This window comes from Gammaproteobacteria bacterium, assembly GCA_019748175.1.
Lineage (GTDB): Bacteria > Pseudomonadota > Gammaproteobacteria > JAIEPX01 > JAIEPX01 > JAIEPX01.
In genome coordinates this window covers 518,254-533,534 of record JAIEPX010000008.1, presented here as the reverse complement: position 1 = coordinate 533,534, position 15,281 = coordinate 518,254, and the positions used below count along the sequence as shown (strand labels likewise).

Annotated in this window: 12 protein-coding genes; 9 read left to right on the top strand and 3 right to left on the bottom strand. The window is 38.3% G+C overall.

Translation table 11 applies throughout. The features are described from left to right. Positions 1 to 26 precede the first annotated feature (26 nt). The 4 genes from K2X50_05275 (at position 27) to K2X50_05260 (ending at position 8,115) form a co-directional block, all read left to right on the top strand. A complete protein-coding gene (locus K2X50_05275) occupies positions 27 to 1,304 on the top strand; it encodes a glycoside hydrolase family 18 protein (GenBank protein ID MBX9586652.1) in 1,278 nt (425 codons plus the stop codon). Positions 1,305 to 1,371: 67 nt separating this feature from the next. Further along, positions 1,372 to 4,776, top strand: coding sequence for a glycosyltransferase (locus tag K2X50_05270; protein MBX9586651.1), 3,405 nt, complete (start codon positions 1,372 to 1,374; stop codon positions 4,774 to 4,776). Continuing rightward, positions 4,758 to 6,290, top strand: a complete 1,533-nt coding sequence (locus tag K2X50_05265; GenBank protein ID MBX9586650.1) for a tetratricopeptide repeat protein — start codon at positions 4,758 to 4,760, stop codon at positions 6,288 to 6,290. The genes K2X50_05270 and K2X50_05265 overlap by 19 nt, the downstream gene beginning before the upstream one ends. Before the next feature lie 658 nt (positions 6,291 to 6,948). Then, on the top strand, positions 6,949 to 8,115 hold the full coding sequence (locus K2X50_05260) for a hypothetical protein (protein MBX9586649.1): 1,167 nt from the start codon (positions 6,949 to 6,951) through the stop codon (positions 8,113 to 8,115). Between the two features lie 24 nt (positions 8,116 to 8,139). Here the strand turns inward: K2X50_05260 and K2X50_05255 are convergent, their stop codons facing one another. Then, entirely contained in the window at positions 8,140 to 9,273 is a 1,134-nt protein-coding gene (locus tag K2X50_05255) for a hypothetical protein (GenBank protein ID MBX9586648.1), read from the bottom strand. 592 nt (positions 9,274 to 9,865) lie between these two features. Between K2X50_05255 and K2X50_05250 the strand changes: the two genes are divergently transcribed. The 4 genes from K2X50_05250 (at position 9,866) to K2X50_05235 (ending at position 12,514) form a co-directional block, all read left to right on the top strand. After that, the gene (locus tag K2X50_05250) at positions 9,866 to 10,714 is read left to right on the top strand and encodes a transcriptional regulator (protein MBX9586647.1); all 849 of its coding nucleotides are present in this window, start codon (positions 9,866 to 9,868) and stop codon (positions 10,712 to 10,714) included. A 2-nt stretch (positions 10,715 to 10,716) separates the two neighbouring features. Beyond that, positions 10,717 to 11,091 (top strand): nucleotidyl transferase AbiEii/AbiGii toxin family protein, encoded by a 375-nt coding sequence (locus K2X50_05245; protein MBX9586646.1) that lies wholly within the window; start codon positions 10,717 to 10,719, stop codon positions 11,089 to 11,091. Next, positions 11,042 to 11,563, top strand: coding sequence for a nucleotidyl transferase AbiEii/AbiGii toxin family protein (locus tag K2X50_05240; GenBank protein MBX9586645.1), 522 nt, complete (start codon positions 11,042 to 11,044; stop codon positions 11,561 to 11,563). The genes K2X50_05245 and K2X50_05240 overlap by 50 nt, the downstream gene beginning before the upstream one ends. Before the next feature lie 243 nt (positions 11,564 to 11,806). Continuing rightward, positions 11,807 to 12,514 carry a hypothetical protein gene (locus K2X50_05235; GenBank protein MBX9586644.1) on the top strand — a complete coding sequence of 236 codons (708 nt, stop codon included), beginning with the start codon at positions 11,807 to 11,809 and terminating at the stop codon, positions 12,512 to 12,514. A gap of 260 nt (positions 12,515 to 12,774) precedes the next feature. Here the strand turns inward: K2X50_05235 and K2X50_05230 are convergent, their stop codons facing one another. Then, complete coding sequence (locus K2X50_05230) at positions 12,775 to 13,503, bottom strand: hypothetical protein (protein MBX9586643.1); 729 nt, start codon at positions 13,501 to 13,503, stop codon at positions 12,775 to 12,777. A 92-nt stretch (positions 13,504 to 13,595) separates the two neighbouring features. Further along, the gene (locus K2X50_05225) at positions 13,596 to 14,033 is read right to left on the bottom strand and encodes a hypothetical protein (GenBank protein MBX9586642.1); all 438 of its coding nucleotides are present in this window, start codon (positions 14,031 to 14,033) and stop codon (positions 13,596 to 13,598) included. Positions 14,034 to 14,530: 497 nt separating this feature from the next. Here K2X50_05225 and K2X50_05220 point away from each other — a divergent pair, with 497 nt between their 5' ends. Then, positions 14,531 to 15,274: an outer membrane protein assembly factor BamD gene (locus tag K2X50_05220; protein MBX9586641.1), complete on the top strand. Its 744-nt coding sequence runs from the start codon at positions 14,531 to 14,533 to the stop codon at positions 15,272 to 15,274. Positions 15,275 to 15,281 lie beyond the last annotated feature (7 nt).

Genomic DNA, 15,281 nt, shown 5'->3' with positions numbered 1-15,281 from the left:
TTGAAAATCGAACAACAGGGCTAAACATGCTAAACAACGTATATAAAAAAATCACAATCATACTCGGCATAGTGCCTTGCCTGATACTCTCATCGATCGTCACCGCCACCCCAGAACCGATCGTCATGAGTTATTGGGAAAATTGGGCCACTTACCAACATTTTCCGATGCCCAACAATGCCCATGGCAGTAAAAACGCTGTCTTAAGCGACCAAATCAAAAACATCAACGCACTAGCTTACACCTTCTTAATCGTAGGGAATGACGGCAGCCTACAATTTTCAGATACTTGGAGTGACCTTGACCCCAACAGCGAGCAAGACAAAAATTTCTGTCGTGCCTCACCATCAAGCTGCATCGACTTTCCGCAGAAAGCTGGGCTGGGAAATTTTAACGCCTTCACAAAAACAGGCATAAAACATCACTTCATCTCTGTTGGGGGTGCTGGTCAGGATAGAGCTTTTGAGAAGGCGTTAGAGCACCCTGAAAAATTTGTCGCCTCACTCAAGGCCTTGGTTGAAATTTACCCTATTGATGCGGTAGACATTGATTATGAGCCTGAAAAAGGTGTGCCACCTGCTTACGTTAAACGCTTCATAGCATTGACCGATCAAATCAAAGCGGCACTGCCATCCATTACTTTGTCATATGCAATTATCGCCAACAAACGTAATATTGAAAAATTTGGTTCCGAGAACTGGAAAAAATTAGGGATCAACCTGAACTACATCAGCATCATGGGCTATGATATGCATGGCGCCTTCGAGCGCGACAACCCCCACACTGCACTACACTCGGCTTTGATGACACAGGATGAGGGGCATAGTATCGAAAGCACCCTCCAGGCATTGAATAAAGTCGGTATTAGCAATGACAAAATTATTTTGGGTATGCCACTCTATGGCCGCGCGGTGGGCGGAGTAACCAGCGATGGTATTGGTCAGGTCTTCACACAAGGAGTGAAAGGCGATATGGATCCTGACAACTGCAGCATCCAACTCAATGCAACAAATCTTTGTGGCGGCAACTTTCAATACAAAACATTAGTCAATCAATCCTATACGCCTATACCTGTCACTATAGGTCACCAAATTACTGGTGCGTATGCCTACAATGCCAATACAAAAGTATTTGTTTCGTTCGACAGCCCCGAATCTGCTGCTGCGAAAGCACAATATGCTATAGACAATCAGTTAGCCGGTGTGATGTTTTGGGCATTACGATTCGACAAACCAGTCAATGATCCACAATCCATACTCGCAGCAGTAACAAAAGTATACGGACAACACAATCTCAGCAGTTAAAGCTTGCCTCATAAGATTATTTCAACATAAACTAGCCCACTGAGGAGCATACGGAGCATGCGAATTAATGAAAAAAACCAATCTGAAGCCCATTTTTTACGATATCAGTAAAAAACGTTGGCCACGCGTAAAATACGGATCAATTGCTGTTTTGCTTTCCCTATTCCTTTTTTTCAGCGCATTTATAGTCTCGCTTTTAATAGACGGATATTCAAACAGGGCTCCAATATTTCCAGCACTTCACCCATTGCATGCTTTTGAGCCAGAAAGAATCGCCCCCACAAACACAATAAGCTCTGAATTGGAAGAACCTCTTCCTCCCTTCTCACCAAGCGATACTACCGATGTGTCGAGCTTAATTGAGCAAAATCTATTAGAGCATCATACGAAAAAAATGGCCTTCCTCCCCCATCATGATACTGCCTCTATGAATTCATTTAGACAAAACCTCTCTAAATTAGATACCATTTTTGTAGGCGGAGCTCATCTAAAAACAGCTGCTGGCGACATTATCGATGAAGAGCCTTACACACTTCGTGATATCGCCAATGAAATACATCGGAAACAACCGGAAGTTAAAGCTATTTTAGTATTAGACAATACCTGGTTCGATAAGACATCGGATTTTTTATCTAATCCATCATCACGTCAAAATGCGATTCAATACGAATTGGCATTTTTAAAACAACATCATTTTGACGGAATTCACATTAATTTTGAAAATCTTACAACACAAAATCGCGATGACTTAAATCAGTTTATGGAAGAATTATCTAACGAATGTCATGCCCACAATTTTTCTGTATCAATCAATGTCGATGGGGAAAATCCAGCGTATGATTATAAATGCATCGCTAACAATGTCGATTTTGAAGTGCTATTAGCATTTAATGAACATTCCACTCACGACGCTGCAGGTCCACTCGCAAGTTTACCTTGGTTCCGAAAAAATTTAAAATCAACACTGGAAGAAATCTCGCCCGAAAAATTAGTGCTGGGATTGGCTAACTATGGATTTGACTGGAAAGAAAATGAAAATGTCGGACAACCCCTAACTTTTCCTCAAGCTATGATGTTGGCCAAATCAACGAACGCAAAAATTACTCTAGACCCACAATCGGGAAATCCTTTTTTTAATTATAAAGATGATGAAGATACGTTGCATACTGTGTGGTTCCTTGACGCCGTGACACTGTTTAATCAATCCGCTTTGGCCGAAACAAAACACCTTCATGGACTCGCCTTGTGGCAGCTAGGGTCCGAAGATCCCAGCTCATGGCTCACCTATAATCAGAACGACCATAATAAAAATACCGCCCTTAAGCTCGAAAAAATTAATACAAAAAAATCGTTAAGTTCATCTGGAAATACAGAAAGTGATGTTTTTGCCATCACTGAAAAACCACAAATGGGTGAAAGAGAAATCGATTTTGACGAAGCATCAGGACTAATTCGAGCGGAACATTATAAAAAGTTTCCAACATCTTATAATATTCATGGTTATGCATCGTTAAATAGAAAAAAAATTGCACTAATATTTGACGATGGCCCCGATCCAAAATATACCCTCCAAATATTAAATACGCTAAAAGCGACACATACCCCTGCAACATTTTTCGTCATAGGTAGGAATGCATTAAAATACCCACAAATTATGAAACGTGAAATTGCTGAAGGTCATGATATCGGTAATCACACTTACACACACCCTAATATTGCTCAAATCAGCAAGTTAGAACTTTCTATGGAATTGGCAAGTACAAAACGCTTATTGGAAAGTAGTACGGGTAGAAGCACGTTACTTTTCAGAGCTCCCTATGGTGTTGACAGCCCACCAAAAAATTTAGAAGAGGCCAAGCGTATTTCTGCAATAACAAACATGGGCTATTATACAGTTCGAACGAGCGTTGATTCTGAAGATTGGAAAAAGCCCGGCGCAGACATCATCGCCAACACTGTGATTAAAAAAGTACGTGAGAGCGAAGGTGGCGTAATAGCCTTTCATGATGGCGGCGGTATGCGACAACAAACCGTTAATGCACTACCAAAAATTATTTCAACGCTCACGGAGGAAGGTTATCAATTTGCCTCCATTTCACAGCTAATGAATCTCAACCAAGACATTCTAATGCCAATACAAACGTCTTCTTGGCATTTATTACTCAGTCAGATCAATTTTAAAGTTCTACATATTAGCAGTTATTTTTTCCCGGTCATTTATTTCCTAGGGATTGTCATCGTGATGCTGCGACTTTTTGTATTAACCTCTTTGAGTCTATACCAAAAAATACGTACAAAATTCACAAAAGAAATTTTGGCTGACAATGATAAATTCTCTTTAGCCGTTATTGTTCCGGGATACAATGAATCAGCCAATATCGTTAAAACAATTCAATCATTACTCTCTGCAAAACGTCCAAAACAATTTGAGATTATCGTAGTCAATGACGGCTCAACAGATAATACTTTGCAAATTTTGAAAGAGAATTTTAGCGACCACCCCCTCATTAAAATTTTATCTCAGAGGAATTCAGGTAAAGGCATCGCATTAAATTATGGGCTTAGTAAAACTACAGCTGACTTAGTCACTATTATCGATGCAGACACTATAATAAAACCTGACACACTCATACGTTTAATGTATCCGCTGCACAATCCCAAGGTCGGTGCCGTGGCAGGTACAGTCAAAGTCGCCAATCAATCAACGATTATGGCCAAATGGCAAATTTTGGAATATGCCACAGGTCAGAGTTTAGATAGACGTGCGCTCAGTGTATTAGATGCTGTGGTAGTCGTACCTGGTGCTTTAGGATGTTGGCGCAGAAAAGCATTGCTTGAGGCCGGTGGGTTTACCACAGACACTTTGGCTGAAGATGCCGACATGACACTAAAAATTAAAAAACTAGGATATCGTATTGCTGTTGCTGAGGGAGCTAATGCGTATACTGAAGTACCAGAAACAGTGAAAATATTTTTACGCCAACGTTTTCGTTGGATGTATGGCACATATCAAGTCATTTGGAAACATAAAGGCGTATTTTTTAGACCTCGTTTCGGCACTTTAGGATTCATCGCTTTACCGAATTTGTTTTTAGTGCATGTCATTTTACCTCTCATTGCTCCTTTAACAGATTTAGGTCTTATAGTGACATTACTATTCTTTGGCTTAAAAGCTTGTTTAGGTCATGGCATAACCGGAGATGATATACACTATTTAAAATCAATAGGAATATATTACAGCTTATTTACAGGGATGGATCTTTTAACCACATTACTAGCCTTTCTCTTAGAAGGTAAAGAGAAAAAGCGCAATTTATTCTGGTTAATTCCACAGCGTTTTTTTTATAAACAGTTAATTTACATTATGGCTTATCGTAGTAGTGTTGCAGTTTTGCATGGCAGAGAAGTATGGTGGGGAAGAATGACTCGAAAGCAAACAGTAGGAATGGAACAGTGTATCGAATACGATTAATCATAGGTCTTATGCTATTCAGCAGTGTGAGCTTTGCCAACACGACCACTTTTGTCGAGTACTTTCGCAAACAAGGATCTCTTGCAATGCAAGCGGGCAACGCCTCAGCTATAGAACAGCATTACAAACATATTTTAAAATCAAACCCCAATGATGAAGAAGCTGCTTATAATGTTGCCTTGGCTCAATCTTGGCAACCTAGCAAAATGGACATTGCATCTTCAAATTTTGAAATATTTATTAAAAAATATCCTGCTCATAAAGAAGCTTGGATTGCTTATTCCAATCTTGAAAGCTGGAAGAAAAATTATTGCAAAGCATTCGCTCTCTTAGAAAATTACAAAACCCATTTTGGAGAATCAAAAGAATATTTAATTGCGCACGCTCGATTATTGACATCAATCGGTCATTGCAATCAAGCATTAGCTATCGTGACTCCTCTACTACACGACAGTCCTAACGATAATGAATTAGTGTATACCCATACCAATGCATTATATAAAGCCAACCGATTTAATGAAGCAAGAACCGAATTACAGAAATTAAAAAAAATTCAACCTAATAATAATGATACCAAAGAATTAGAAAAAACCTTTCAAAAACTTGTTGAATCCCTACTCTCAGGCGGCATCTATTATTACCATGATAGTCAAACGATCAACAACTATACAATTCCGATTTCTTTTGATTGGGCTTTCAATGATAACACTCATTTTATTTTCCAAGGAATACATGAAGTACTAACAGCAGGAAAAAAATCGGGATCAACCACGATTAAAGGAGAAACTTCTATCTACGACAACAGCATTATGGCTGGGGTTAATTGGCGTGTAGTACCCACCATTTCCATTCTGGGCATGATCGGTGATTTAAAAATCGAGAACTTATCCAGTAAATTTATCTATTTGATCGGTGCTCATTTTAGCGCAGAAACGGCTAACATTGATCTCGTGCATTTACACAATCTATATAGGCCGTATTTTTATCCCACTTCGCCTAGAGCAGTTTCGTTGGGGATAGTTGAAGATTTAAATAATCTGAAACTTTCTTTTCAACCCTTCTTACAAACAAATATTAATATGCTCGTAGGTTATTCTACCCTATCCGATGGCAATCATTATACGCATATGGATTTCACACCAACACGGCAAATTGCCCTCAACTCTAAGTTAGATTTGAATCTGGGTGCAGATCTGGAATTATTATCGTTCAGAAAACAGTTGCATAATGGCTATTATAATCCACACTTCCATCAAAATTATTTAGCCACCGCAGGTTTAAATTACAATCCAATCTCTCATTTTAGTTGTGGTATTTCCCTGGGTGCAGGCTCACACAAAGATCAATCTACCGAAGGATTTCGAGGCGCTGCTCATACCTATGCCAGCGCAGTCTATAGTTATTCAAGTTGGGAATTTGCAGCCAGCTACGACTATACCTATCAAGGAGCTGCGCCACATTTGCAAGCTTATCAAGGCTCTTCTTTGGAAGCCCGCGTAAGCACGCATTTCTAATTCGTTGCGTTCTTAAAGTCGGCGTTACAATCCGACTGTCTTTTCACCAAAATCAAAAAATTCGAAGGAGTTGGACTGGGCAAGACGACCTTTTCAAGACCGCCGTAAATACATCCATGTAGGCTTCGTTCGGACATCCATGTCCTCAACGATCTTGAAAAAGTAGATCTTGCCCAGTCTTCTCAACTCCGTGCTAAATTCTTATTTGGCTGACTCTGAAAAGTTTTCTTAAAAAAAACGAACGAACTCCATTAACTTTTCTGGTGGCAATAGTATTTAATTATCCTGAGTCGCGTAGGCGAAGAATCCGACTGTCTTTCCGGGAATGGCTCGCTCGGGTCCCCCTCGCCGCGCTTTATTTTTCTCCAAGAATGTCGGACTCTTCGCCTAGATATCACAAGATAGTTAAATTTTGGTTACGCATGCAAAGAAACTTGTTTCAAGGATGCTTCACATCAAGCTATAACACAAATGACAAAATTACTAAAATCTAGCAATGTTTACTGTCCTGCGAAAGGGGCACTAAGACAAACCGAATTCATGCGTTACCTAATGTGAACAAATTCCTTGTTGCATACAATTTCGTTGTTTTATATTGATTTTATTACCATATTGTGATAAGATTCCTATCCGGTAACTGTGATTTAAGAGAAGAATTATGCAAGATTTCCCAGAAGATGTCATGACGTTAATTGCAGACCAATTATCACTCCAAGACGTGAAGCATGCGCGTGGGACATCAGCTTTTTTTGCACGTAATTTCTTTCAGAGCTATCTAAAAAAAACACTGCTGTTTATTCAGCAAAAAACTGTGCAGCAAGTAGCACAAGGGAATGGTTTTGAACTCATTCTACTGAAAGATGGGTCAGTATACAGTCGAGGGAAAAATGAATATGGAGCCTTAGGCCACGGAGAAGTACTTGAAGTTAAAAACTTTACACAAATCAAAGGGCTTCCGCGAATAATTCAAACTCTCGCAAACGTTGACTCCGCTTACTATCTTTCGGACTCAGGCAATGTTTATATAACGGGTCAAGATCGTCTACACTTAATAACCGGTCAACATAGAGTTGATTTACTTGACAATGCAAAGAAAGTTTATTGCCGCACTCCATATATAGTGCCAAAACTGAATAAAATTATCACAATGAGCACCAGTACGAAAACCAGTTTTTTTGTTAGTGAATCTGGGAAAGTATTCGGCTGTGGGACGAATGATTCTGGTCAAGTGCTGCCCGGATGTCGGGGCGTAATGCAAGAGCTTGTGGAAATTCCCCATGTGAAAAATGCAAAAAATGTGGTTGCAAGTTCATTCCACACGATCATCCAGTGCGATGATTATTTCAATTCATTTGGAGAGAATGGTTCTGGTCAACTATGTTTGGGACACTGCCTAGGGATTCCAAGTATACATTCCTTTAAATTAGATTTTAAACCAGAAAATATTCGTGTCACAACAGATGCTACATATTTCCTAAGAAATTGTGATCAACTATATCTCTGTGGTAAAGTCGCTAAGAATGGCAATAATTCAACAAAACGATACAAAAAAGTAGAATGTGTTGGTGCAGCAAAAGATTGGCCAAATTTTATATCCCTGTTGAAAACACCTGAAGTTGACGTTCCACATGCATCATTAATTCCTGAAATTGAAAAGCTATGTAACCACTCTATAACTGCGAGTAAACAACCGAAAGTTTTACCTCTTGAGTTAATTACAAAACTAAACCAATTTTCACAATTGCTTAAAACGACGATAACAGACACAGGCAAAATAACACATAACAAAGATGATTGCGCCTCAAGAGTTTGTGTTAGTAACTGATGATATCTTAATTATAATTTTGAATCATTCTAATTTTTTAACAGTCCCTTCTTTTGTTTCCCCAGTTGTTCTTCGAATATACTTGTCACAATCCCCCTGCCGCTGCAGTTTCACTTCACTGTCGATCAGAAATTCTTTATTCTCTTTAAAGTCTTCCATACTTTTAAATTCACGTGCATTATGGCTCACTCTCTGAATATTCAATGGGTCAAACCTATCTTCGCAATAGGGTCTTACGCCAGTTGTCATATACTCTTCTGCAGTATGAAATGGTTCGAGTCTAATAGGAATTGGGGTCTCAGGATGATAGTTTGTTCCCCCTAGGAACGACCACATATGGCCGAGTTCATGCATGACTGTGACATAATTCTCGCTTAAATAATATAAATGCTTGCCTTCTGTGTCCGCAGTATCTAAAAATACAATATTTTGCGCTGGAATATACTGCAGAATGACACATGCAAGTGCACCTGGTTTCCCATATATTGTTTCATCAAGCAAGTATCTAACGTACTCTCTTGGGGATTGATCTGCTACTTTGCTATCATCTAAATTTGCAGTTGCCATTGCTTCACTGTCTTGCCGATTATCTTTGATTTTAATCGTAGCTAAGTTACTCGTTCCAGGAACAACCTGGACATCAACTTTACATACTCTAGCTGAAATAATAGTTTGATCAAGTAGTGAACGACCTTTTTGGTTATGATACCCCCGGAATAGATCTCCCAAAACGTAAGATCTCGCTGGTTCATCAAGAAAATTACTACTGAATTTTTCAAGAACTTTGTCAAAGTTTTTCGCAACCTGCACGGGATCTTGAACCTTCTGCATTTCCCAATAGTGTATTTTCTCAGGCAGTTCTAGTTTTAGATAAATAGACGAAATTTCATAAAAATTTCTTTGGATATGATGATAACATTCCAGCATCTCTATTATTTTTTCCCAGTGGGATTCTTGTTCATTTGACTTATCTGCAACTAACGCCCCTTCTTCTTTTTTATAGACTTTACCATCAATAGAAGTAAAATGATTAGCAAAGGTATTTAATGTGCTGTTTATCAGTTGACGAACCTCGTTCGAATTTTCCGATAATAGCTTAAAATTTGTCGCAAGAACATTCACAAGTTCTGAGGCCTGCTTTTCCTTCTTCTCAAACACATTCTCACAAAGGATGTGTAATTCATTGCTCTGATCAGTTAATGCGGATCTCAAACTGGAGATGTTTGGTGGGAATTCTCGTCCAAGAAACGACCTTCTCATTTTAGAATCTCCAACTTAATTAATGAGTACTCAATAAGAGTAATCAATCAATAATGTTATACATTGAGTATAGCATATTTTACATATACCCCTATTTCTTTAATATGTTTCCTAGGACTATTAATACAAATATATTCAGGTTAAAACGAAAATGAAATATCTTTACGATCACTGTGACAGTTGAAATTTATTGGAATAATCGGATTAGAGCGTGAGAATCCGACTGTCTTTCCGAAAATGGCCTATATCCTTGCGCTGGTCCCCCTCGCTGCGCTTTATTTCCCTCCAAGAAAGTCGGATTCTTCGCCTACGCGACTCAGGATAACTAATTGCTTCCGCCAAAGTAAAACCAACCTAGAATCTATCGCCATGCAGAATTATATTTTGTTCTAGGAAAAGCCCTTGAAAAGGTTTATTCTTCACTCAAATTATCATTATATATAGATTTTATGATAATTTGAGTGTATAATATACTTATAGGAGGTGTTTTATGCACACAAAATATAATCTATCTAAAACTCTAGGGCCATTAGCTGCCCGATTACTTGTGACACTATACAGTCACAATCGCCCGGTATTTCATTTTAGGGAAGCGGAAGAAATTTTAACTAACCGCGCACCCGCCTCTAAGGCGCTGTCTCAGTTAATACGTCATGGTGTAGTGACACGACTAAAACCAGGTATATTTCGTATCGTCCCATTCGAGTTAGGTTTTGAGAGCGAGTATCTTGGCAATCCTTATGTTGTTGGGCGCGAATTAGTATCGGCTGGCCATAAAAAATCTGAAGCCACTTATTATCTCTCATATGGTTCAGCGTTCGATCTGCATCAAATGGTTACTCAACCACAATTTGTGATTTATGTAAGCTCACCTAAAATGATTCCTTCTCGCACTATACAAGGGACTGAATTTCGCTTTGTGCGTTGCAAAGAAAAAGATGTTTTTGGAATTGCAGAAATGTGGATTGACAAAAACGAGAAAGTTCGCGTGAGCGATTTAGAGCGTACCCTAATAGATGGTCTAAAAGAACCTAGCTATTGTGGTGGTTTTTCTGAAGTAGCAAAAGCTTTTTTGATCAAACGTCAAGCCATTGATCCACAAAAGCTAATCGATTATGCCATGAAGCTGGGAGTGGGAGCGGTTATCAGAAGGCTTGGATTTCTCATGGAGCTTTACAAAATCGGTTCACGAATTCATTGGGAATTTCTGCAAACAAAACTTACCAACACTTATCAATTGCTAGACCCAGAACTTCCTCCACAAGGCCCTTATATTGCAAAATGGCGATTAAAGGTGAATATTACCCAAGAAGAACTACTAACAATAGGAGAAACTTAATCATGATACCTCAAAGTCAAATTTCGAAATTATCTAATCGTTTATTGAAAGAAAATGGTGATAGACGCATACCAGAGGATGTTTTGGAGCGTGATTATTGTATTGCTTGGCTTCTAGTTGGACTGTCGCGAGTTCCGCTCAAAAATAAAATTATTTTTAAAGGAGGAACGGCTTTGCGGCGATGCCATTTTTCTGAGTATCGATTTTCAGAAGATCTCGATTTTACACTATTACAGCCTCTATCTTTTGATGAGATAAATAAAGAGCTCGAATTGATTTACAAGGAAGTTAAAAATTCATCAAACATAAGATTCCAATTTTCTCGTCTTGACTCAACAACTCACAGAAACAGCCATACATTTTTACCTTACGTATGAAGGACCTCTTCCTGTAACATCTACTCCAAAAGAAATAAAAGTAGATATCACAATAAATGAAATAGTTTATTATTCACCAGAGGAGCTTGCTGTAATTAAAACTTGTGATGAATTTTCAGATCTTCCAGAGCATGAGAAAATACTAGTCTATTCGCTTAGTGAAATAGCCTCTGAAAAAACAGTAGCATTGCTTGACCGAGCGAGAACAGAACCGCGTGATCTATATGATCTTTGGTATCTCACTGTACACAGTGGATCAGTGAAACTTATTGATTGCTTAGAAGCAATTAATGCGAAACTTACCCATCGTGGCAAGACAATAGATGAAGTCAGCAGTGAATTTCATGTAAAAGAAGCTCGCCTCAAAAAAACTTGGACAACTCGACTATCTCCGCAAATGGCAACGCTGCCAGAGTTTGATGATATATACAGAGCAGTGAAGAGGGTGCTACGGCAAGCAGAGATTACGTGAGTCGAACTGAACATATTAGCGACTATAAGCCATTTAATCTTGGGGTGGTCAGGGTCAGCGGTTAGGCTCATTTGCTATTATCGTAGTCACAATTTCATATGATTTATAGGCTAATACAGACCAGGCCCTGTAAGCAACAGATTAACTATACACCAAGCAAAGATCTGACCCCTAACCTTTTTTAAATTTAATTGCTACAATATATATTATTATATTTAAGCTTCTCTATATGAAGGAGTGACCATGGAAGGGGAAATACTAGTTAAACTGAATCGTCTAGGATGGCCAATAACACAAGACCAGGTTGATGGCATTCTAAATCCAATTACTGAAAAAGATAAAGAAGCACTAAAATGGGTAAGACATTTTTTTAAATTAGAAGATAGGCATCTTTATCGCGATTTATTGGCGAGATATGCTAAAGCTTGTGACCACATGTTCAGCATCAGTGTGGGTACAATTAATAACGAAATTGATGATAAGTTGATACAAAGCATTGTAAGCGCTAAAAAATGCTATTCTTACAATGAAGTAATTGCTTGCATTCAAATGTGTGCATTATTTTCTGAAATGTTTTGCCAATTTTTGAGCATAGTGAATAAAGAAAAATTAACACCTCTATTAACTGAAAATAAACACAATGCGACATGTAAAAAAATAAAAAAAAATAATGAAAATTTTAAAGATATACTTGATAAATTAAATCAGCGAGATAGGATAAAGCACTTGAAATTAGCTGGCGTAATAAACGATAAAGAAGATAAATTTTTAACCTATGCTCATGAAGCTAGAATAAAATATTACCATAAGTGGACATCTTCCTTGGATGACGCAGATGAAATTGCATTACAATGCCTGGAAAGAATATCTAAATTGGCAAATAATCATCTTGATCTCTTAGATAATACAGAAAATATCAAAAAAATAAAGATTTATTTCAAAAATTCTTAAACAGCAAGTGTAATGTGAGCTCAATTAAAAGTGTGTGGTTTAAGTTTGATGTGAGAATTACCCGGTTTTTTAGTCACTCACTGTAGGTCAGGGTCAGATATTTGAATGGCTCATTTATAATGAGTTATAGTTTATTATAACAAATGCCCTCTATAATGGTTATTTTGCACTCAAATTATCACATCCTGTAGATGTTATGATATTATTAGAGTGTTCAGATCAGTGCCTCTAATAATTCCAACAAACGATGTGCGCTATCTTTATGGTTTCAACATGATGACGGGTATTTTTTCATCTTCACTTAAAGCTGCATTTTGAATGATTGCTGTAGAGCTCGCTTCAACTCCTAAAATGACTGGGTTGGGTCCGTACACTCCACGTCTCATTAAAATTCCATCGAGCATATAGCTCGAAAGAATTCTTTGTATCATTTTTTCTTTCCATTCTGTCGGTACGTCAGGATGATACATCTCATCCACATGAAGGTGTTCATTTCTTTCTTGTTCAATCGTTTCTTGAATATATTTTGCATAAGTTTCGTATTGTTCATCGCAAATCTTTTCTAATTCTGCAATGGCGTTATATTTTTCCCAGATTGCTTTATTTGATAAAATTTCAAAATTGTCAAGTTTGGGCACTTCGGGGGCTTGGGGATATATACTTGAGCAAGCATAAACATCACTGTCTCCCATAAGAAACTTAACACATGAGTTACTTAATATAACTGAGCCACCGTTATTCCAAAAATTTCTAACACGATCTATTTTGGACTGCGAACCTTTCGTAATGCCTTGTCGATATCCAGTAGTAATTCCGATAACTTCACCTTGTTCATCTCGAACTGCAGAATAGGGTTTGTAGCGGAAAGGACACAGAAAAGGAAGTAAAGTAAACCCATCTTCTGGAACTTTGTCATGGATAAAGTGATTCACGTCTTGAACAAAATCAAGATCCTGAAGAAGTTCTCTGAAGGATTTTTTTGATTGCATAATTTTCGACTAATTGACGATATTTGAAGATTTTACCATAGAACCAACTTTTAATAAAAGCCAAAAGGGGCAAATATTGACCCCTGAACTTCTTACCGACTTTTTAGTCTAATTTCTAAATCGTAGGTATGTTCCTTGTTATTATCAAAATCTTCAGGGTTGATTCCATAACGACATTTCCAAAAAGAACCATGATATTCTGCTACTCGATTCTCATTGGTTAGAGAGTCAAAATAATTTGTAAATAAATTCCAAGCTTCGTCTAAGCTACTAACATGGCGCACAGTAAATTCAAAAACCCATTTTTCATTTGTGTTAAAACTATCAGTGACTTCTATACTTCCATAACAGTAATTAATACCTCCCATAGCACCCCAGTTTTTACAATCGTAATTCATCAGACTCTTATTGTATAATCGATGCCTCAAATCTGCTGCGGTCGGACAATAATGTTGACCGGCTTGTGCTAGTGTCGCAAAACTCAGACAAAGCAATAAGAAGAGACCAAGCATTTTTGTTTGTAATTTCATAAGAATTCTCTCTTATTGTTTAAATCACGTTAGGTTAGCATCATTAATATCATATGTCAATAAAAATATGTGCGATCTGTAGCTTATTTTAAGAAAACGAGCAAATCCATTAGCTTTACTTGTGGCAATAAAATGTAATTATCCTGAGTCGCGTAGGCGAAGAATCCGACTTTCTTGAAGGCAAATAAAGCGCAGCGAGGGGGACCCGAGCGAGCCATTGCCGGAAAGACAGTCGGATTGTAACGCCGACTTTAAGAACCCAGCGAATTTGTACAAAAAGCAACGTGTTCTTGAAAAGGTCGTCTTGCCCAGTCCAACTCCTCATCCTCTATCCTCTTAAATATTCTCTTACATAAAATAGCCTTCAATATCCTGACAATTTCAGTTATTATCAACGTTGCGAAGGAAGGCTACAATCATGAACCAGGATCAGCCATTGATAAGTGCCCTCGCATTGGATAAAAGTGATAGTTTTAAAAACCTTCTAGGTGACGATTATGAAAAAGTTTATATTTTTACTGCTTAGTATTACGTTTGTTATCGTAGGTTGCTCAAGCACACCTAAAGGCATAGAAGCCTTTAAAGACAAATCCGCACAAGCCATCTATGCTGAAGGGGAAAAAGACCTTCAGAAAAAAAACTACAAATCAGCCGCTGCCCACTTTGAAGCCCTCGACGCTCTTTATCCCTTCAGTAAATACGCAGAAAACTCACAACTACACATCGTCTATGCATATTACGCTTCTGGAGACCTACCCTCAGCTATAGCCGCAGCAGACCGTTACATCCATCTATACCCGCGAAGCGAACGTGTAGACTACGCCTATTACCTCAAAGGCATCATGAAAATGGAACGCGACAAATCCTGGATCTACAGCACATTCCCACTTGATCCTGCAACTCGTGATCTGGCCAGCATTCGTGAAGCATTCCAAGACTTTAACGACCTCACTCGTTACTACCCTCGTAGTGAATACGCCTCAGACGCACGTAAACGAATGCTGTATATTCGCGACTTACTCGCAAAATACGAACTTGACGTCGCACGATTCTACTATGATCGCAAAGCATATGTTGCGGCAGCTAATCGAGCCAGTACAGTGGTTCAGCATTACCAAGGTACATCGCAAGTTCGACCCGCCTTAGAATTAATGGTGAATTCTTATGAGAAAATGGGCAAAACGGATCTTGCTCAACAAACTCGTAACGTATTGCAATATAATAACCAAAAAAAAGCATAGCAATTAA

What these genes read in the sequence shown, in the direction of transcription:
- K2X50_05260 (MBX9586649.1), top strand. Translation starts at nt 6,949, where the DNA reads ATGCAAGATTTCCCAGAAGATGTCATGACGTTAATTGCAGACCAATTA.
- K2X50_05270 (MBX9586651.1), top strand. Translation starts at nt 1,372, where the DNA reads ATGAAAAAAACCAATCTGAAGCCCATTTTTTACGATATCAGTAAAAAA.
- K2X50_05245 (MBX9586646.1), top strand. Translation starts at nt 10,717, where the DNA reads ATGATACCTCAAAGTCAAATTTCGAAATTATCTAATCGTTTATTGAAA.
- K2X50_05250 (MBX9586647.1), top strand. Translation starts at nt 9,866, where the DNA reads ATGCACACAAAATATAATCTATCTAAAACTCTAGGGCCATTAGCTGCC.
- K2X50_05220 (MBX9586641.1), top strand. Translation starts at nt 14,531, where the DNA reads ATGAAAAAGTTTATATTTTTACTGCTTAGTATTACGTTTGTTATCGTA.
- K2X50_05230 (MBX9586643.1), bottom strand. Translation starts at nt 13,503, where the DNA reads ATGCAATCAAAAAAATCCTTCAGAGAACTTCTTCAGGATCTTGATTTT.
- K2X50_05275 (MBX9586652.1), top strand. Translation starts at nt 27, where the DNA reads ATGCTAAACAACGTATATAAAAAAATCACAATCATACTCGGCATAGTG.
- K2X50_05235 (MBX9586644.1), top strand. Translation starts at nt 11,807, where the DNA reads ATGGAAGGGGAAATACTAGTTAAACTGAATCGTCTAGGATGGCCAATA.
- K2X50_05225 (MBX9586642.1), bottom strand. Translation starts at nt 14,033, where the DNA reads ATGAAATTACAAACAAAAATGCTTGGTCTCTTCTTATTGCTTTGTCTG.